15 protein-coding genes and 3 pseudogenes are annotated in these 18,449 nt (G+C 36.7%); 5 read left to right on the top strand and 13 right to left on the bottom strand.

The genetic code is table 11. The features are described from left to right. Window positions 1-428: 428 nt before the first annotated feature. Window positions 429-980 carry an NUDIX hydrolase gene (locus NSQ85_RS01840; protein ID WP_340781031.1) on the bottom strand — a complete coding sequence of 184 codons (552 nt, stop codon included), beginning with the start codon at window positions 978-980 and terminating at the stop codon, window positions 429-431. A 135-nt stretch (window positions 981-1,115) separates the two neighbouring features. On the opposite strand from NSQ85_RS01840, the pseudogene NSQ85_RS01835 reads away from it, so the two are divergent. The 3 genes and pseudogenes from NSQ85_RS01835 (at window position 1,116) to NSQ85_RS01825 (ending at window position 2,660) form a co-directional block, all read left to right on the top strand. Further along, window positions 1,116-1,412: pseudogene (locus NSQ85_RS01835) on the top strand (PadR family transcriptional regulator). A 29-nt stretch (window positions 1,413-1,441) separates the two neighbouring features. Beyond that, the gene (locus tag NSQ85_RS01830) at window positions 1,442-1,735 is read left to right on the top strand and encodes a hypothetical protein (protein ID WP_232086230.1); all 294 of its coding nucleotides are present in this window, start codon (window positions 1,442-1,444) and stop codon (window positions 1,733-1,735) included. A 69-nt stretch (window positions 1,736-1,804) separates the two neighbouring features. Next, window positions 1,805-2,660, top strand: a pseudogene (locus tag NSQ85_RS01825) (DUF4097 family beta strand repeat-containing protein). 36 nt (window positions 2,661-2,696) lie between these two features. On the opposite strand, the gene NSQ85_RS01820 reads toward NSQ85_RS01825, so the two are convergent. Then, window positions 2,697-5,066 carry a YhgE/Pip domain-containing protein gene (locus NSQ85_RS01820; RefSeq protein ID WP_340781029.1) on the bottom strand — a complete coding sequence of 790 codons (2,370 nt, stop codon included), beginning with the start codon at window positions 5,064-5,066 and terminating at the stop codon, window positions 2,697-2,699. Between the two features lie 129 nt (window positions 5,067-5,195). Between NSQ85_RS01820 and NSQ85_RS01815 the strand changes: the two genes are divergently transcribed. Next, window positions 5,196-5,735 carry a TetR/AcrR family transcriptional regulator gene (locus tag NSQ85_RS01815; protein ID WP_179974089.1) on the top strand — a complete coding sequence of 180 codons (540 nt, stop codon included), beginning with the start codon at window positions 5,196-5,198 and terminating at the stop codon, window positions 5,733-5,735. Window positions 5,736-5,811: 76 nt separating this feature from the next. Here NSQ85_RS01815 and NSQ85_RS01810 read toward each other — a convergent pair. After that, window positions 5,812-6,173, bottom strand: a pseudogene (locus NSQ85_RS01810) (DUF1304 domain-containing protein). A 115-nt stretch (window positions 6,174-6,288) separates the two neighbouring features. On the opposite strand from NSQ85_RS01810, the gene NSQ85_RS01805 reads away from it, so the two are divergent. Beyond that, entirely contained in the window at window positions 6,289-6,411 is a 123-nt protein-coding gene (locus NSQ85_RS01805) for a hypothetical protein (RefSeq protein WP_269473103.1), read from the top strand. Between the two features lie 292 nt (window positions 6,412-6,703). On the opposite strand, the gene rpsD is transcribed toward NSQ85_RS01805, so the two are convergent. The 10 genes from rpsD to NSQ85_RS01755 form a co-directional block, all read right to left on the bottom strand. After that, complete coding sequence (gene rpsD, locus NSQ85_RS01800; RefSeq protein ID WP_179972430.1) at window positions 6,704-7,315, bottom strand: 30S ribosomal protein S4; 612 nt, start codon at window positions 7,313-7,315, stop codon at window positions 6,704-6,706. A 197-nt stretch (window positions 7,316-7,512) separates the two neighbouring features. Beyond that, a complete protein-coding gene (locus NSQ85_RS01795) occupies window positions 7,513-7,815 on the bottom strand; it encodes a Veg family protein (RefSeq protein ID WP_179972431.1) in 303 nt (100 codons plus the stop codon). A 23-nt stretch (window positions 7,816-7,838) separates the two neighbouring features. Beyond that, the gene (dnaB, locus tag NSQ85_RS01790; RefSeq protein ID WP_179972432.1) at window positions 7,839-9,200 is read right to left on the bottom strand and encodes a replicative DNA helicase; all 1,362 of its coding nucleotides are present in this window, start codon (window positions 9,198-9,200) and stop codon (window positions 7,839-7,841) included. 47 nt (window positions 9,201-9,247) lie between these two features. After that, entirely contained in the window at window positions 9,248-9,706 is a 459-nt protein-coding gene (gene rplI, locus NSQ85_RS01785; protein WP_179972433.1) for a 50S ribosomal protein L9, read from the bottom strand. 1 nt (window position 9,707) lies between these two features. Beyond that, the gene (locus NSQ85_RS01780; RefSeq protein ID WP_340781023.1) at window positions 9,708-11,672 is read right to left on the bottom strand and encodes a DHH family phosphoesterase; all 1,965 of its coding nucleotides are present in this window, start codon (window positions 11,670-11,672) and stop codon (window positions 9,708-9,710) included. Window positions 11,673-11,745: 73 nt separating this feature from the next. Beyond that, window positions 11,746-13,647, bottom strand: a complete 1,902-nt coding sequence (mnmG, locus tag NSQ85_RS01775) for a tRNA uridine-5-carboxymethylaminomethyl(34) synthesis enzyme MnmG (RefSeq protein ID WP_179974092.1) — start codon at window positions 13,645-13,647, stop codon at window positions 11,746-11,748. A 277-nt stretch (window positions 13,648-13,924) separates the two neighbouring features. Further along, window positions 13,925-15,046 (bottom strand): tRNA 2-thiouridine(34) synthase MnmA, encoded by a 1,122-nt coding sequence (gene mnmA, locus NSQ85_RS01770; protein ID WP_179972436.1) that lies wholly within the window; start codon window positions 15,044-15,046, stop codon window positions 13,925-13,927. Window positions 15,047-15,184: 138 nt separating this feature from the next. Further along, window positions 15,185-16,900: a hypothetical protein gene (locus NSQ85_RS01765; protein WP_340781525.1), complete on the bottom strand. Its 1,716-nt coding sequence runs from the start codon at window positions 16,898-16,900 to the stop codon at window positions 15,185-15,187. Between the two features lie 101 nt (window positions 16,901-17,001). Continuing rightward, window positions 17,002-17,631 carry a hypothetical protein gene (locus NSQ85_RS01760; RefSeq protein ID WP_179972437.1) on the bottom strand — a complete coding sequence of 210 codons (630 nt, stop codon included), beginning with the start codon at window positions 17,629-17,631 and terminating at the stop codon, window positions 17,002-17,004. A gap of 239 nt (window positions 17,632-17,870) precedes the next feature. Next, the gene (locus NSQ85_RS01755) at window positions 17,871-18,425 is read right to left on the bottom strand and encodes a LysM peptidoglycan-binding domain-containing protein (protein WP_179972438.1); all 555 of its coding nucleotides are present in this window, start codon (window positions 18,423-18,425) and stop codon (window positions 17,871-17,873) included. Window positions 18,426-18,449: the final 24 nt, after the last annotated feature.

Here is an 18,449-nt window from a genome sequence, read left to right as displayed (position 1 = left end):
TACAGATTTTACTTAACCTCAGAATGAGGTTAAGTAATTGAATTAAAAATCCGTGAAAATATTATTTTCAAGGTTTTTTTACCAAAGATAACAGTTATTCGTTCTAGTAAAAAGAATCACAAACACATGATAGCCTCTATTAATATCTTACTCCTACCTTCCTGTCGCAAAGAGGATACAATAAATCGAAAATGTCATTATTCAATATCGAGTTTTCCACCTAGATAAAAAACTCGATATTAATTTTGAAAATCGTTTTAGTAATAACCTAAACTCCTACATCAGAAACGGCGGATTTTACTCCATTAATACCAAATTAACAACTTAACTAATATCAAAAAGATCACCATACTATCGTTGATCTTTACTTTTCACTCTAAATCTTTCATTATATTTGTAAACCTATGTGTAAATATAGTCGTCATCCCCTATATATTTTCTGTCAAGTTTCTGTAAAAAGGAATATGACGTTCACTGTACCCAAAATTATATTTTTCCCTGTTTTTTACTAGGAAAAATGGGAAATCTTTCGCTTCGATTAAGGTAGAAGTCACCGTATAATAAATCGGTTTTTTTGTCAACAATGTGTCAACTTCAACTGTAAACAGCCGGTCTACCTCTTCATTCGGATGGATATACTCCCAATTTTCTATCTTTATCTTTCCAACAAAGCAATGGATGGTTCTACTCTGATGGATCAGATAATCAATCTCTCCCCAAATGTCAATTTGATCAGGAACTAGGTTTAACTCCTCACAAGTTTCTCGTATAGCAGCCTCTTGGAAAGTCTCGCCGTCTTCCACGCGTCCACCAGGAAAAGAAATCTCACCCGGTTGAGAAATATGTTCGCTTCGCACTTGGTAAAGGACTTGATACTTACCAGTTTTTACATCATATATTAAGGGCAAGAGAACTGCATAGTGTCCTTTCTCCCCCAGTGGCTTCGGCTCATAATGAGCTAATTTATCTTTAATAGTCATAACTACTCCTTGACTTCATATTGTCATAAAAAAATAAGATAACCTTATTATATATCTTTCTAAAGGACATACACTCAATATATAACATAATTATATATAATTTTTATACCTATCCTAAAATAAAAGGAGCAAACCATGTATTTTCCAACATCGTCAACCCTGATTGAGTTCTTAATATTAGCTATTATTGATAGAGAAGACTATTATGTTTATGATATTAGCCAAACCATAAAGATTGCGGCTAATATCAAGGAATCAACACTTTAACCTATTCTACAAAAGCTTGAAAAAACAGGCTATATGACCACCACCTTAGGCCAAGATTATCAAGGGCGCAAACGTAAATATTATGGTATTACCCCAGATGGAAAAAAGAGCAACTTCAATTTTTTAGTAAGGAAGACGCTCATGAAGTCATTAGCCGTCTACTAGATGAAAAGGTTATTGAGGATACGACTAGTTTGCGCAATAAAACAACTATTATTTGGATTGCTATTCTCGCAGTATTAGCTAGTCCAGTAGCTTTTCCAATTCTCCTTTTCTTCTTAGCTATGCTAATGACACTTCTTATGATCATTTTTGCGGTCATGGTGACTGCCTTAGCTCTTACTCTTGTCTTACTCATTAGTGGTGTTCACACTTTCTTTACAAGTTTCTCTCTCCTAAGTTGTTTCACTAGCTTCAACACTGTTTGGACTAGGTTTAGGACTATTGATGTTTTGGGGAGCACTTTTACTATTTTTGATTTCATTTGAAGTCTGTAAACTTACTGTAAAGCTAATTACTTTATCAATTAGATGGCTCATCAATAAAGGAAGAAAATCATGAAAATTTGGGAAAAAGATTGTCCTTTGTCCTTGGAGTATCTCTCATATCTCTATTTTTAGGCGGGGGATTAGCAACTTGGGTTTATAGTCAAGGTGGATTGACAGATTTACAAAATCAAAATAAAAGTTAGCTAGATTATGTCAAGAAGGAAACTGATAACTTCAATAAGATTAATATTAAAAGTAGCAACTACAATGTACTTATTCAAAGTTCTGATGTTAACAAAGCTACACTTTCTTACTACCAAAAAATAAAAAATCAAATTGATACAACTGTAAAGGATGGTCAATTAACTATTAATGATAACAACTCTAAATTAGATTCGACTTCTAAAAAACACATTAACTTTTTCGAATTAAAAGATTTAATAAGCCTCTCTTCTGCTATCGACCAGGAAGTCAGAAAGCAAACCATTATTATTACACTTCCTAAAAAAAACGATTGATTTCTTAAAAGGTGATTTAGCAACTGGAAATCTAGATTTAAGCCATAGCACGGTTAGATAAGCAGACATTAATCTAAATATAGGAGACCTGACTTTTACTAAAATGATAGTCAGCAACCTAAAAACTAACCTTGATGTTGGTAATGTTGATAGTGATAATTACCCTTTTTACTAACGCAGATTTATCTATTGCAATGGGAGAATACTCTGGTAATAACTTAATTTTTAACGGTCACAATAAACTTGACGTCACAACCGGTGAAGTTGAAATAGCTCTTAAAGATTACACTATCAATGTTCAAGCAGATAGTCACTCAGGAGATGTGGATGTTACGAATAACCCTAAGAACTCAAAAGATAATACACTTACCATCACCTCCGATCTCGGTAATATAACTGTAGAATAACATAAAAAAGCCAGCTCACATTAGCCGGCTTTTAGTTTATACATTCTCAGTTTTTGGTCTATAAATAACAATACCTACAACTACAAAAGTAAGTAAGAAAATGACTAGCATACGGACTTGATCTGAGATTTGTCCTGTCATAGAAATAGTTTGACGAAGGCCTGACACAGAGTAGGACATTGGTAAGAATGGTTGTACGACCTTAAAGAACCTAGGACTAAGTTCAATTGGATAAGTCCCTGCACTAGAACCTAACTGTAAAAGCAACAGAATCATGGAAGCAAATGCACCATATCTATCATCCCAACCTACAAGGGCTGTAACGAGTGCCATTAAAGTCCATGCTGCAAGTAGAATCATACCAAATGTAGCTAGTGGATGATTTGGTTCAACTCCCATAAATCGAATAGTAATATAAAGGGCAGTTGCAGCCATAGTTGCAATAATACCATTGATAAATAACTTATTTTTAGCCCAGTCAAAACGACTCGTAAAGCTTCTTCCTGTCAAGCTTTTAGCAAAGATAACATTTGTTGAAAGAGCTACAACCATCAGAGAAACCGAAATCATATATGGAGCCATTCCCACACCATTAGTGTCAACCTTATCCTTATCAGTTTTCTTCACTTTTAGAGGAGCACTGACTATCTTAGCATTTTCTGGGTTTACAGAAACAAGTGATAACTGTTGATTAGCCTTGTTTAATGAGTCAGACAAGGTAAAAAGGTTGATTGACAGATTTGTCAATCCATTTGTTAAATTATTTCCTCCAATTGCCAATTGTTGGGCACCTGTATTAAGAGCACTTACACCACTTTTAAGGGTAGAAAATCCATTCATTAAGGTACTACTGTTAGCATCTAGAGTTTGTGCACCACTAGCAATCGTTGACACAGCACCAGTGTAGGTTGACAAACCTGTTGAGAGATTGCTTGCACCTTTGGCTAAAGTAGTTTGAGCTGTTGACACACCTGAAGCAACTTGAATTGCCCCAGGCAATAATTGATTAACAAGTACTGAGTTAACATTAGCAATATTAGCTTGCATTGATGATATAGTTGAGGAAGCTAAAGGAAGAAGAGCATTTGCCGAACTTGCAATGCCTGAAATAGACGTTTGTAGAGAAGCTAAGTTGCTTGATTCTCCACTACTAGTTGTTGTCGTGCCTGCCAAGCTAGACAAAGCTGTTGACATGCCTGACACATCTGATGCAATAGTTGAAGCATAGCTACTAGCTGTAGAGCCAGCATTACTAATTGCTGAAGCAATCTCTGCTTGTTGATCTGCTGTCAAACTTTGATATGCAGCTGTTCCTTGTACCGCAGCCAAATCGTTCGCTTTGTCAGTGGCACTAGCTGTAGCTATAGAACTAGCTGCAGAAGAAATATTTGAAAGATAAGTCGCTATTGAACTTGTATCTACTGATGTTGTTGATGTTCCACTAGGGAATGATGTATTACTTACTGCCGTATTAAGATTTTGAATTGCTGTATTTAAATCAGTTAAATTAGCTGACAAGCTTGACAACTGCGTTTGCTGTTCTTCAGATAAACTTGTTGCTGTAGCCATTTGACTAAGCGCCGTTGACAAAGAATTCGCACCTGTAACTAAGGTATTCATAGCTTCTGCCCCTGATGCAAATTGACCTGCAGCAGAATTAACAGACTCTGAGTTACGATTCAACTGTGACAAAGCACCTGACAAAGTTGACACACCTGAAGTATAAGCAGATGCCCCCGAACTCAAGGTATCAACACCTGTCGCCAATGTTTGAGTAGAACCAGCAAGAGTCCCTAGACCATTTGATAAGATCTGACCTCCAGATTGAAGTGCTCCTGCACCTGCATATAATTGACCGGCCCCATTCGCTGCAGTTCTCATCCCACCCTGCAGTTGAGACATACTCTTAAAGACAGCTCCAACATAAGTTGACGTAATATTTTTAGAAACAGTCTCCTTTAACTTAGACATGGCAGAATCGCTCATTTTCGAAGCAACGAAGCTACGACCTGCTGTTGTCTGATAAGAAATTTTTAGTTTTTTAGGATCATTTGTCAGAAGACTTGCTGCATTACTTGAGAGGTTTTCTGGGAAAGTGATAACCATATAGTAATCACCGTCTTCTATTCCTTTTTGTGCTTCAGTTTCAGTTACAAAATGATAGTCCAAATTTTTATTTTTAGACATATTGTCCACCATATCATGACCAATATTAAGCGCCTTATCTTGAAATCTAGCACTCTTATCTTTGTTCACCACTGCCACTGGCAGATGTTTCACATTACCATAAGGATCCCATATAGAAGATAAAAATATTAAATTATACAAAGCGGGTATCAATGAAACACCAATAATGGTTATCCATAGCTTTGGACTTTTTAGAAGAGCCTTTAATTCTGCTAACATATTTCTCCTTTTTAGACATCGTGTTTATTTTTATGATATAATCAATTATAAGCTCATTAATTTTATAAATCAATATTTAAAAACTATTTTTTGGACACATTATCTAAAACTGTGTGAAAGGAGAAATACATGACAAAAGATCAAAGGCGTTCACTGACTAAAAAAGCTCTTTTAGATGCTTTGGTAATATGCCTTAAAGACCAAGATTTCAATGAGATTACAACTATTCGTCTAGTTCAAACAGCTGGGATTAGCCGTTCAAGTTTTTATACTCACTACAAGGATAAATTTGAAATGATAGATATCTATCAGAAAGAATTGTTTCATAAACTAGAAGATATCTTTGATAAATACGACGGAAAGAAAGAAGGGGCCTTTCTCGAAATCTTTGAAATTCTTACTCGTGAAAAACTTCTTTCAGCTCTATTATCTACAAATGGAGCAAAAGAAATTCAAGATTTTCTGATAAACAAACTTCAGCGTATGATAGCTGAAGATTTTATTGACCCTACTGCTGAAAAAAGAGCTCTCAAAGGATTCGAGAAAGACTATGCCAGCATTTATCTTGCTCATGCTATTTTTGGAGCTTGTCAAGCATGGATAAAAAATGGCAAAAAGGAATCACCTCAAGAAATGACTGACTTCCTTCTACGATTTATTCCACAATAAAATAACACCAGAAGCACAAAAAAGCTACAAAGTATCTCGGTAGATAAAGTAGCTTTTTTCTCTTATAATTAAATTCCTAGAACAATGAGATAATAAGTGAAAACAAGGTCAATATTGCGGGTCCCCCTTGCGTAAAAATAATCTTCTTATTAGCAGTTACAGCACCATAAACAGCAGCAAAGAAAACATTAAGAACAAAAACAGTTACAAGTAGCTGACTATTTGTAAAAATACCATACAAGAGGAATACAGCGATTAAACCATTGTAAATACCTTGATTTTTAAATAAGTTTATAACAGAATCGCGTTGAAGCTCTTCTTTGCTCATATTAAAAACTCTACTAGTTGTGTCTGAATGTGTTGCAAAAGTTTCCAAATACATGATATAAAGATGCTCAAATGCAACAATCCCAGCTAAATTAGTGTAATAATAGACATAGTTCCTCCCTTCTTAAACAACTTCGACAGTATATCAAAAGTAAAGCATTAAAACAACACACATGTTTTATACAATTTAAAATATGGTAAAATAAAGACTGAAAGAGATATCCTTATGGCAAAAACAGAAGTAACACAACGTCTACAAAAAGACTTGAAAATCTCTAGATTTCAAGCTTATATAGAGGATAAAGAATACTCTGAAGAAAGAGTACAAACGACTAAAAAAAGATTTTGAAGCCTACTTCACCAACTACGTTTCAAAAGTTTCAGCAGACTTTGAAGGTGGACTGGAAAATAAATGAACTATACCTCAAAATCACATATCATAAGATAATGGAACAAGCTCCTAGTCTAATATAAATGACTAGGAGCTTATTATGTTAGAAAACAAAAAGCCGTATCATTCTGTGAAATAGCTCTAAAATCTATATAAAAGTAAGCAAGAAGGTAAGTAAATTGCTGAAACAGTCTTTTAAAACAAGCAAAAAGCCCATAATAACGGACTTTTCGATACAATAATATTAAAATTAAAGTATTTTGTTGTAGAATTCAACGACAAGTGCTTCGTTGATTTCTGGGTTAATTTCATCACGTTCTGGAAGACGTGTCAATGAACCTTCAAGTTTTTCAGCATCAAATGATACGAATGCTGGACGTCCGATAGTAGCTTCTACTGCTTCAAGGATAGCAGGAACTTTAGCTGACTTTTCACGAACTGAGATTACTTGACCAACTTCAACGCGGTATGAAGGGATATCAACACGTTTACCGTCAACAAGGATGTGACCGTGGTTTACAAATTGACGTGCTTGACGACGAGTTGTTGCAAGACCAAGACGGTACACAACGTTATCAAGACGACGTTCCAAAAGAACCATAAAGTTGAAACCAAGTGTTCCACCTTTAACTTTAGTAGCTTGTACGAACAAGTTACGGAATTGTTTTTCACTCAAACCGTATGAGAAACGAAGCTTTTGTTTTTCAGCCAATTGCAAACCGTACTCTGAAAGTTTTGAACGGTTATTTGGGCCATGTTGACCTGGTACGTAGTTACGACGTGCCAATTCTTTACCTGTGCCTGTAAGTGAGAAACCAAGGCGACGTGATTGTTTCCATGACGGACCTGTATAACGTGACATTAATAATGTCCTCCTATAAAAAATATTTTTAGGAAATAACATTTTAGATAAACCTGATTCGTTCAGAAAGACTTCGCCCAAACAGCAAAGGTTACTTTTCTAGCTGACTTCCTGTTGACGAGCTTCATTTTATCCTGCTATTATTTCACATACTCCGCTATTTTACCACGAAAAAAAGCCCAAGTAAAGGCTTTTTCTTATTTATTTTCGATTTCAGCTTGTTCCTCGGGACTCAAATAACGAATGAGAGTCTTTTCAGTCAAAATATCTGAATAAGTATAAGATTCAACATAACTATTATTAATAGCGTCAGCTTGAGAACCAAAGTCCTGATACTCAACAATAAACAATGATGGATAGACTTCTGTCAAACGACCAATCTTATTCTTTTCACGTTTACGTCCATTCTCTAGAGTCAATTCTACCCACTGACCTTCATGAGCTTTAATAGCTTCCTTAATATTTTTCATTTTAGCAACATCTGCAAATGCGTCACTCATATATATCTCCTTAAATCTGAAAGTTACGATTCCTCAAACTGAGCAATCGATGAAAATTTATTATATTCTTTTTGGAATAATAACTTAACTGTTCCACGCGCACCAGCACGGTTTTTTTCTAAAATAACTTCGATTGTATTATCTTCAATCGCATTCTCTGGTTCTTCACTATCTTTTCGATAGTAATCATCACGATATAAGAAAGCTACAATGTCGGCATCCTGCTCGATAGATCCTGATTCACGGATGTCAGACAAGACTGGTCGTTTATCCTGACGTTGTTCAACCCCACGTGATAACTGACTTAAGGCAATTACAGGAACTTTGAGCTCCTTGGCTAAGATTTTTAACTGTCTTGAAATATCTGAGACCTCTTGTTGGCGATTTTCCGGTCGCGTCCCTGTAATCAACTGCAAATAGTCAATCACAATGAGACCGAGACCACCCTCTACTTCTTGAGATAATTTACGGGACCGTGCACGAATCTCAGTAATCTTTATACCAGGGGTATCATCTATGTAAATAGGTGCCTCAGCCAGTGCCCCTTGAGCAATCATGACATTATTCCAATCTTGCTCTGTCAATTGACCTGTACGTAAAGCATGAGAATCAATCATACCTTCAGCTGCCAACATACGATCAACCAAGCTTTCTGCACCCATCTCTAGGGAAAAGACTGCAACAGCTTTATTTTGCTTGGTGCCAACATTCTGAACAATATTCAACACAAAGGCTGTTTTACCAACAGCGGGACGAGCTGCTAAAATAATTAATTGGTCTGGGTGTAATCCTGTTGTAATCTTGTCAAGGTCACGGAAACCTGTCGGTAATCCAGTTACATCTGATGTTTGCTGTGAACGCATCTCCAAAGTATTAAAATTGACATCAAGAACTTCAGATATTTTGCGGAAACCACTACGATTGCTATGCTCTGAAACATCAACTAAGGCTTTCTCAGCATTTGCAATAATTTCATCAGATTCAGTTGTGCCCTCATATGCTTGATTGACAATTTCTGTCAACCTATTTATAATACGCCGAAGCATGGCTTTCTCAGCCACAATCTTAGCATAGTACTCAGCATTTGCGGATGTTGGGACACTATTGACCAAATCTACAAGATAAGAAATACCCCCTATGTTTTGGAGGTCATCTTGGTCATCTAAAATAGTACGTACTGTCGTGGCATCAATGGCATCATTTCGATCCGACAGCGTTACCATTGCTTTAAAAATGACACGATGGGAATACTTGTAAAAGTCATCTGCTTCGATAAACTCTCGAACCGTAATTAACTTTTCCGGGTTAATGAAAATAGCCCCCAAAACAGACTGTTCCGCTACTAAATCATGAGGTTGCACTCGTAATTCTTGAGCTTCAGCCACAATTATTCCCTCCTTTACAAGATTTACCTATAGTGAGTGTCAACGAATTACTCAGCACTATTTTTGATGTTAAGTTTAATTTGTGCATTCACTTCTTTATGAAGCTTTACAGGAACCTCAATCAAGCCAATCGCTCGAATAGGATGTTCAAGTTCAATATGACGTTTATCAATCTTGATTCCAAACTGTTTCTGAAGTCCTTCCGCAATCTTTTTAGCTGTAATTGAACCAAATGTACGACCATCTGGCCCAACCTTCTCAGTAAATTGAAGACGATTTTCTTCTTTCTCAAGTTGTTCTTTAATGCGTTTTGCTTCAGCTAACAACTCTGCAGCATGCTTTTCTTCTGATTTTTGTTTTCCTTTCAACTCCCCGATAGCTTGGTTTGTTGCTTCTTTAGCAAGATTCTTTTTAATCAAGAAGTTTTGAGCATAACCTAATGGTACTTCTTTAATTTCACCTTTTTTTCCTTTACCCTTAACGTCTTGTAAGAAAATAACTTTCATTTTAATCCTCCTTGGGAGCCAACTCTCCCATAATAGTTTCAATTAATTTATTTTGCGCTTGAGAAACACTACAGTCTCGTAATTGGCAGGCGGCTAGGTTGAAATGTCCTCCACCACCTAATTTTTCCATAATACGTTGTACATTAATCGCATTATGGCTTCGAGAAGATATGTTTACAGTCGAGTGACTTGTTCGAGCAACAACAAAGGTCGCTTCGATTCCAGCCATTGCAAGCATAGTATCTGCTGCCTTAGAAATCTCAACATTATTATAGCACTTATGGTTATCTCCTGTAGCAACGATTATATCATCAGTAATTCGTTCGCCTGCAATAATTAACTCATTAATACGTCGATATTCGTCAAAATCAGTAGCAGAAATCATTTGAATTTCTCCACTGTCACTTCCTAAACTACGAAGGTAAGAGGCAACATCAAAAGTTCGACTAGTAACACGAGTAGAGAAATTCTTGGTATCCAGCATTATACCTGCCATAAGGATAGAAGCTTGGATTTTACTCAAACGTTCTGGAGCCCCTTGAAATTGTAACAACTCCGTAACCAATTCACAAGCAGAGCTTGCTCCACTTTCAATAAAACTCAAAACTGCATTTTCAGGGAAGTCGTCATCTCGACGGTGATGATCTACGACAATAACTTCATTAAATCGATCATAAAAATCCTGAGATAGGGTTAGATTGATTTTTGAATGGTCAACCATAATTAGCAATGAGTGTTGGTTGACTAGTTCTTCAGCTTCTGAGAGTGTAATAAGGGGTGACTGCCCATCTTCTTTCAAACGTTCTACCGCACGCTCAATATCCGCATTCATAGCCATATCATCATAAACAGCATAGCTCTTTCTAACAATCTGACTAGCAAAATGGGCCATACCAACAGTAGCCCCTAAGGCATCCATATCAAGATTTTTGTGACCTACAACAAATACTTTTTCGACTGTTTTTAACTTATCTGAAATTGCAGTCATCATAGCCCTTGTTCTTGTACGAGAACGCTTAACTGTTGAGACAGAGCCTCCTCCAAAATAAAGAAGTTCCTTGTGATCATCATTTTCCTTAACAACAGCTTGATCTCCGCCTCGAGCAAGTGCAATATTAAGGTTCTGCAAAGCAACTTGCCCGATTTGATCATGCTTAAGCGTACCAAAGGATATTCCCATACTCAAAGTCAGTGGTAAACCACGTTCTTGTGCTTGTTGACGAAAGTCATCCAAGACAGAAAACTTTTGATCCATGAATTCTGTCAAAACACTGTAATTGGTATAGAAGTAAAAACGATCCCCTTCAATACGTCGATAATGAATATGCTTAGCCTTAGAAAACTCAGAAATAAATCCTACTACAAATGTATTGATTTTTGAAACATCCGCATCTGGCAAACTTCCTGTCACATCGTCATAGTTATCAACTGAAATAATCCCAATAACAGGTCGAGTCATATTTGGATCAACATTTTCATCTTGATCATAAACATTGTCAATAAAATATGTCAACTTATTGTCAAAATCCACAAAGGCAGCGTATTTATTGTCACCAACAGTTATCACATTCGAAGGTGACCCCTTTCGTTTCTGGGAGATAAAATCTGTAATCAAATGCTTATTGAAGTTCCCATATTCATCTGAAAGCACTAACTTAGCATAGGGGTTAAACCATTCAATATGGTCATTTTCGTCAAAAGTAACGACTCCGACAGGCATCTTTCCAAGAAGAGTCTTCAAAGAAGCTTCCACATCCTGATTCAGTTCATCTAATTGCTCTATTTCCAAAGACTCATATGTTGTCTTCTGGTAATGCAATAGTGCAACAACTACTACCATAATGATAAAAAGCGCAAAAATGAGCGCAGACTCCGTTTGTAATACGCGGACAAAAATGGTAGCAATTCCAAAAAGAATTAGTCCTATCATTATCAGGTGAATAGTAGCAAAGTGAAATCTTTTCATATAAAACCTCTTAATCTAACAATTATAACATAAAAAAGCCTTAATTAAAAGGCTTTTACAAGTGTTACGACTGTTAATCCACTTTACGTCGAGCTTTATTATTGCCTTCAAGGTAAACCATCAAAATAGAGATATCTGTTGGATTAACCCCTGAGATACGGCTTGCTTGACCAATGGTTTCAGGATTTATTTTCTTAAATTTTTGACGAGCCTCAGTTGCAATAGAATCAATAGCATCCCAATCAATATTTTCCGGAATCTTTTTTTCTTCCATTCGCTTCATTTTAGCTACTTGATCCAAAGCTTTATTGATATACCCTTCGTACTTGATTTCAGTTTCAAGTAACTCTATAACCTTAGCATCCAAATCTTCTGCAGCTGGACCGACAAACTGAGTAGCTGTAGCGTAATCAATCTCAGGTCGACGCATAAACTCTTTGGCTGTCATGGCATCTGTCAAAGGCTTAAATCCTAGAGCTTGAATTTTTTCATTTGTTCCTTTTATAGGTTTTAATTTTTCTTTTGACAGACGTGTCAACTCTCTGTCAAACTGATTTTTCTTAATTTTAAAGATATTCCAACGTTCATCATCAACCAAGCCAACTTCTCGACCAATAGGTGTCAAGCGCATGTCAGCATTATCATGACGTAATATAAGTCGATACTCTGCGCGTGAAGTCAATAAACGATATGGTTCCAAGGTTCCTTTCGTGACAAGATCGTCAATCATTACACCAATATAGGCATCACTACGTTTGAGAATAAGCTCTGGTTTACCTTGAACTTTAAGAGCTGCATTAATACCAGCAACTAGACCTTGACCTGCTGCCTCCTCGTATCCAGAAGTTCCATTGGTTTGTCCTGCCGTAAATAGACCTGAAATCAACTTCGTTTCAAGTGTTGCACGTAATTGATGTGGAAGGACAATGTCATACTCAATCGCATAGCCAGTTCTTATCATCTCTGCCTTTTCCAGACCTTTGATTGAGTGAATCAACTCTTTTTGAACATCTTCGGGTAAGCTTGTTGACATACCTTGTACATAGACTTCTTCAGTCTCTCTTCCTTCGGGTTCAAGGAAAAGCTGATGACGATTTTTATCAGCAAAGCGGACAATTTTATCTTCTATTGATGGACAGTAACGAGGTCCTACTCCCTTGACAATACCCGAGAACATCGGTGCACGGTGTAAATTGTTATTGATAATATCATGGCTCTCTTGATTCGTATAAGTTAGCCAACAAGGAATTTGATCCTGAAGATAGTCTTCATCCTTCGACAAAAATGAAAAATGATTCGGCTTTTCGTCGCCTGGTTGAATCTCGGTCTCTTCGTAATTAATTGATGATGCCTTGACACGAGGAGGAGTACCTGTTTTAAATCGACCAATTTCAAGCCCAAGTTCCTTCAAATTATCAGCCAAAGTAACCGATGCAAGACTATTATTTGGTCCAGAAGAATATTTGAGATCACCTATGATAATTTCACCGCGTAAAGCCGTTCCTGTTGTTACAACAACTGCTTTAGCTCCGTATTTTTGATTTGTGGCTGTTCTTACACCGACTACCTTGCTATTTTCAACAAGTATTTCATCAACCATTGATTGACGTAGAGTCAAGTTTTCCTGACGCTCAACTGTATGTTTCATTGTCATAGCATACAAGGCTTTGTCTGCTTGAGCACGCAAAGCTCTAACTGCGGGTCCTTTACCAGTATTCAACATTTTCATTTGAATGTAGGTTTTGTCGATGTTTTTACCCATCTCTCCACCAAGAGCATCAATTTCACGAACAACAATCCCCTTGGCCGATCCACCGATAGAAGGGTTACACGGCATAAAAGCCAGCATCTCTAGGTTAATGGTCGCTAATAAAACCTTACATCCCATACGGGCTGCAGCCAAGCTAGCTTCCACACCGGCGTGACCAGCACCGACGACAATTACATCAAAATTTTCATCAAACTCGTAAGACATTTTTAGATTTCTGCAGTGATTTACAGTCAACTACCTCATCCTTTCTTTGTTTTTTTTTTCTACAAAAATAGTCAAAACTCTAGAAAACTGTACGCAAAAACGCACAATTCCCATGAGCTTTGACCATCATGACTATTGTTAAAATTATTTTATCAAATCAAATCGTTTTGTCAATTAAAATCACTATTTGATTAGAATAAAGAGTTGAATTTGGATTCATTATAGCGAAAAAGGCCATAAATGCATTAAAAATTGGGAACTCAGACCTTTACTTCAGTTAAATATACTGACAAACTTTTCCGTCTTTATAGGCTTGGTCTATAATACCACCACCTAGACATTCCTGTCCATCATAAAAAACAACAGCTTGCCCAGGTGTAATAGCACGTTGAGGTTCAGCAAAAATCACCTCAGATTTATCACCTTTAACCTTTACAGTAACTTTGCTATCAGGTTGACGATAACGGAATTTTGCTGTACATTCCATTTCAAATTCTTCTGGCATATCACGCGTAAAGTGTATCATTGAAGCGTCAAGAGAAGTTGACATCAGTGACTCATGGTGGAAACCTTGACCCACGTAAAGAATATTTTTAGAAAGATTTTTTCCTACTACAAACCAAGGAGCATTGTCCCCACCTTTTTGGCCACCAATCCCCATACCTCCACGTTGACCAATAGTGTAATACATAAGTCCGTTATGTTCACCCATGTCACGACCATCAACCGTCATCATACGACCTTTTTGAGCTGGCAGGTACTGACTAAGAAACTCTTTAAAGTTCTTTTCACCAATAAAACAAATTCCTGTTGAATCCTTTTTCTTGGCTGTTGCAAGACCAGCACGTTCAGCAATTTCACGAACTTCTGACTTTTGCAGATGCCCTAAAGGAAACATCGTTTTCTGCAACTGCTCTTGCGAAAGTTGACTAAGGAAGTAGGTTTGATCTTTATTGTTATCTGCACCACGCAACATATGGATAATACCATTTTCATCGCGAACAACTTGGGCGTAATGCCCTGTAGCCACATAATCCGCTCCCAATGTCATCGCATAATCTAAGAAAGCCTTAAACTTGATTTCCTTATTACACATAACATCTGGATTAGGGGTACGTCCTGCACGGTACTCTGCTAAGAAATACTCAAATACACGGTCCCAGTACTCTTTTTCAAAGTTGACAGAGTAATAGGGGATATCAATCTGATCAGCCACTGCTGCTACATCTTTATAATCTTCGGTTGCTGTACACACACCAAATTCATCCGTGTCATCCCAGTTTTTCATGAAAACACCGATTACATCATAACCTTGTTCTTTTAAAAGTAAGGCTGTTACTGATGAATCAACGCCACCACTCATACCAACAACAACACGTGTTTTTGAATTATCAGTCATAGATAACTCCTCCCATCAAATAAAAATTAACATAGACTTGAAGGGTCTAGTTATTCAAATATCGATTTGAAGGTCGATTTTGAAGCGTAAAAGCACGCAAGCTTAATTATATCATGATTAAAGAATAATGCAAAAAGGTTACCTAGTTGTAACCTTTTTGATACTTATTTTCGTGTAAAGACACTGTAAACATATTACTGCCAAGACTATTATTGGAGTCAATAACGCTACAAATAGCCATCCTGGCTCGTTATAACTTAACGCAAGTTTATTATGTCCTTCTTGTGATGAAACAGTGGGTGTACCAATCGTTGACAAGTTATAGTCATCCTTGTCTAGTTCTTTACCATTTAGTGTCAAGATGGAATCTTTATAGACAACTATCGGTAGATTCAGTTTCTCCCCTTCAGCAGCCTGCCAAGTTAATACAAGATAACCATCTTCTAGTAGCTTTTCTGCCTTCTGATTAGTAACGATATTTTCGTAATAAAGATCATAAGTGTTCTGCTTACCTATTGTCCCATAAATAGGTACGTAATCTGGTGTGGGTTTGATAACTAAATTTAAAAACTGTGACAAGTCACTGTCATTCATGGTAAGACTTATCGTCTGGTAATCTCCTTCAACGTAAGTATGTTTAACAATGGTAATAAGTTCACCATCTTGTGCCGCAGTTTTTACACGATCGGTAGTATCCATCATATTCTGAATAAGACCAATACCCGCAAAAGCGAAAAGTAACACAGCAATACTTTTTCGCCAGTTAACAAATCGTGTGACAGTTAATCCTGTAATGGCTAAAAGCAAAATGGTTGCAGGAACAAAGAATCGAAATGGAAATTGAATCAATTCAGCAAAGGTATTTCCATTTTCTACTAGATACTGCCACGGAAAAAGACCTGTTGATAAGAAAAAGAAGACAAAATAGATAAAATGCAATATTTTTTTCCATTTGGCCAATTTCTTCCAATTCAAAATAGCATAAACAAACTGTAAAACGAGTAATACCATTAAGGAAATTGGAGTATATAGCCAGTATCTTGCTGTTCCATCAATTCCATTCTTACCTATTTCCCTATTTATAAATGGATCTAAAAGATGATTCGTGCCTCTCAAATATAGGAGTATTAACCAGACATTGACAGTCAGCAAGAGGAAAAGAATGACTGCTATAAAGACTTGCAAGAAGGTTTCCTTCTTCTTAGCGACGGATAACGTTACAAAGGTGTAAAGATAGAAAGGAATATACATCATCACTAACATTAAAGCGCTAAGCACATGAACTTGAAAAATCAAGGCCATGGATAAGGCAAGTCTAATTGGTTCTACTTTTTGATAAAAAATGTAGCGAATTGCTGGGATAAAACAAAAAGGTAATAAAGCTGCTCCCCAACTAGAAAACCCCTGACGCATCGTCCAGTACTGAATAGAGAATGTTGTAGCATAGAGTAAACCTAATGACAAGGCAATGGTAGTCTTAACTTTACACTGCTTGAGCAAAGCATACATTGAGGACTCAGCTAATATATGTAGTAGTATCCTCGACACAATCTGATAACGAAACCAAGTGCCACTTATTAAAACAAGTCCTCCTTGTAAATAAGCAAAAAAAGGACCGTAAAGAGCATTGACAATGCGGCCTGACTGTTGGAAGCCATACAAAGATAAAAAGTAAGAAAAGTTACCATTCTTTAATTGCATAGCGGCTTCATAAAACCTATTATAGTGAAAAACGGAATCTGAACCTAAAATGACTTTTCTTGTAAATAATTGTGGCGTAACCAATAACACAGCAAAAACTACAATAATAAGGGGAACCCATAACTTTTCTTTTGATTTAAAAAATTGTTTCATTGCTAAACCTTTCATTACCCATTATAACAAAAAGCTCCGTGAAAACGATTACTAATATCCGAAATAAAAAGCTGAGAGATACCTCCCAACTTCTATAAATCTTAGTAATTCCAAGCTGACAATCCTTGTGCGTTATAGGCATTCAAGGCTGATTGAATTTGATCTTCAACTGTTGCAGTTGAACCCCATCCTGGCATTGTTTGGAAGAAACCTGATGCCCCTGAACTGCTTGCTACAGTATAATCACCATTTGATTCACGCGCAATAATCGACTCCCAGGTTGACTGTGGGACTCCAGTTACTGCTTCCATCTGTGCTGCTGCATAAGAACCGATTTCTCCTGCAGTGTTGCCATTTGAGATAATAACTGAACCATTTCCAGTAGTCGAAGCAGCAACCGAAGAAGCTGCTCCATTATTTTGAGTAAACGTAGCGTCAATGCTTGCTGTTGTAGCAGACTCTGATTGAGGTTTTTCTGATGCTCCTACTGTTTCGGTCATTGTCTCTGATTGAGCTTTACTTTCTTCAACCTTTTCTTTATTCTCTTTGATTGAGCTAACCTCTGTTGATTTCACCAAATCTGCTGTTGATTCTGACGTTGTTGATGTTGTTGAAGGAGTTGGTATAACTGAATCCGAGAATGCGTTAACCAATCCTTTATTAACTAAAGGAGAGAGTGAAACTACCAAAATGACAATAAAACTCGTTACAATTGCTGCTGGTACCGCCAATGATTTTTTTACTGCTAATTTGATACGATGTCCCTTATAACTTTTTTTTAAACATTAATCTCTCCTAGTTTCTTCTAGTTATATTCATCATAACCTAGTAATATTACTGCCGATTATTCATATTATGCCTAATGTTACAATGATTTATAATTTCAATAAAAAAATACCAAAAATCTGGCATTTTTTCTCTTATTTGTATGAGTTTCTACTTTATTTTCTCACAATTCAATGACAAAATTTTAGTACCAGCCATTGGCGTTCCAGAAAGCAAGGGCTGCTGTCCATGAACCATAACGACTTGCTACATAATTATCTGCTACTTTTTCTTGGTTCGCAGGAGAAAAATCACCATTCAAATATGATGAAGATAATTGATAACGTCCATAATATTGTCCGTTTTGGGCTGTGTAGCTACCACTTGACTCACGTTGAGCGATTTCTTCCTTAGCAGCTGCCTCTGAAGAAGAAAGATTTGTGTCGGTCGTTTGATTACTTTCACTTTGGGTAGAATCTGTTGATGTTTCTACTAAAGCAGATGTCTCTGCTGGCTCCTCAGTAGTTTCATTAATCGTTAATTTTTGACCAATATAAATCTTATTAGCATCTTGGATGCCATTTTTTGAGACGATTTCGTCCACTGTCGTACCATTCTTCTTAGCAATCGCTGAAAGGGTATCTCCTTTTTGAACTGTGTAAGTTTCTGCATTAGCTAAAGCTGTTGCTCCAAGTGTTGCCACTGTAACAAGTCCAAAAAGACCTAGTTTTTTAGTGTTAAATGTATTCTTTGTTTGCATGATAATACTCCTTTATCTATTTAT

This window comes from Streptococcus sp. FSL L8-0526, from assembly GCF_038007145.1.
In the GTDB taxonomy this organism is placed as follows: domain Bacteria; phylum Bacillota; class Bacilli; order Lactobacillales; family Streptococcaceae; genus Streptococcus; species Streptococcus thermophilus.
This window is presented reverse-complemented; position numbering and strand designations above follow the sequence as displayed.

What these genes read in the sequence shown, in the direction of transcription:
- NSQ85_RS01840 (WP_340781031.1), bottom strand. Translation starts at nt 980, where the DNA reads ATGACTATTAAAGATAAATTAGCTCATTATGAGCCGAAGCCACTGGGG.
- NSQ85_RS01820 (WP_340781029.1), bottom strand. Translation starts at nt 5,066, where the DNA reads ATGTTAGCAGAATTAAAGGCTCTTCTAAAAAGTCCAAAGCTATGGATA.
- mnmG (WP_179974092.1), bottom strand. Translation starts at nt 13,647, where the DNA reads ATGTCTTACGAGTTTGATGAAAATTTTGATGTAATTGTCGTCGGTGCT.
- rpsD (WP_179972430.1), bottom strand. Translation starts at nt 7,315, where the DNA reads ATGTCACGTTATACAGGTCCGTCATGGAAACAATCACGTCGCCTTGGT.
- NSQ85_RS01755 (WP_179972438.1), bottom strand. Translation starts at nt 18,425, where the DNA reads ATGCAAACAAAGAATACATTTAACACTAAAAAACTAGGTCTTTTTGGA.
- mnmA (WP_179972436.1), bottom strand. Translation starts at nt 15,046, where the DNA reads ATGACTGATAATTCAAAAACACGTGTTGTTGTTGGTATGAGTGGTGGC.
- NSQ85_RS01795 (WP_179972431.1), bottom strand. Translation starts at nt 7,815, where the DNA reads ATGAGTGACGCATTTGCAGATGTTGCTAAAATGAAAAATATTAAGGAA.
- NSQ85_RS01780 (WP_340781023.1), bottom strand. Translation starts at nt 11,672, where the DNA reads ATGAAAAGATTTCACTTTGCTACTATTCACCTGATAATGATAGGACTA.
- NSQ85_RS01805 (WP_269473103.1), top strand. Translation starts at nt 6,289, where the DNA reads ATGGCAAAAACAGAAGTAACACAACGTCTACAAAAAGACTTGAAAATC.
- NSQ85_RS01815 (WP_179974089.1), top strand. Translation starts at nt 5,196, where the DNA reads ATGACAAAAGATCAAAGGCGTTCACTGACTAAAAAAGCTCTTTTAGAT.
- NSQ85_RS01765 (WP_340781525.1), bottom strand. Translation starts at nt 16,900, where the DNA reads ATGAAACAATTTTTTAAATCAAAAGAAAAGTTATGGGTTCCCCTTATT.
- rplI (WP_179972433.1), bottom strand. Translation starts at nt 9,706, where the DNA reads ATGAAAGTTATTTTCTTACAAGACGTTAAGGGTAAAGGAAAAAAAGGT.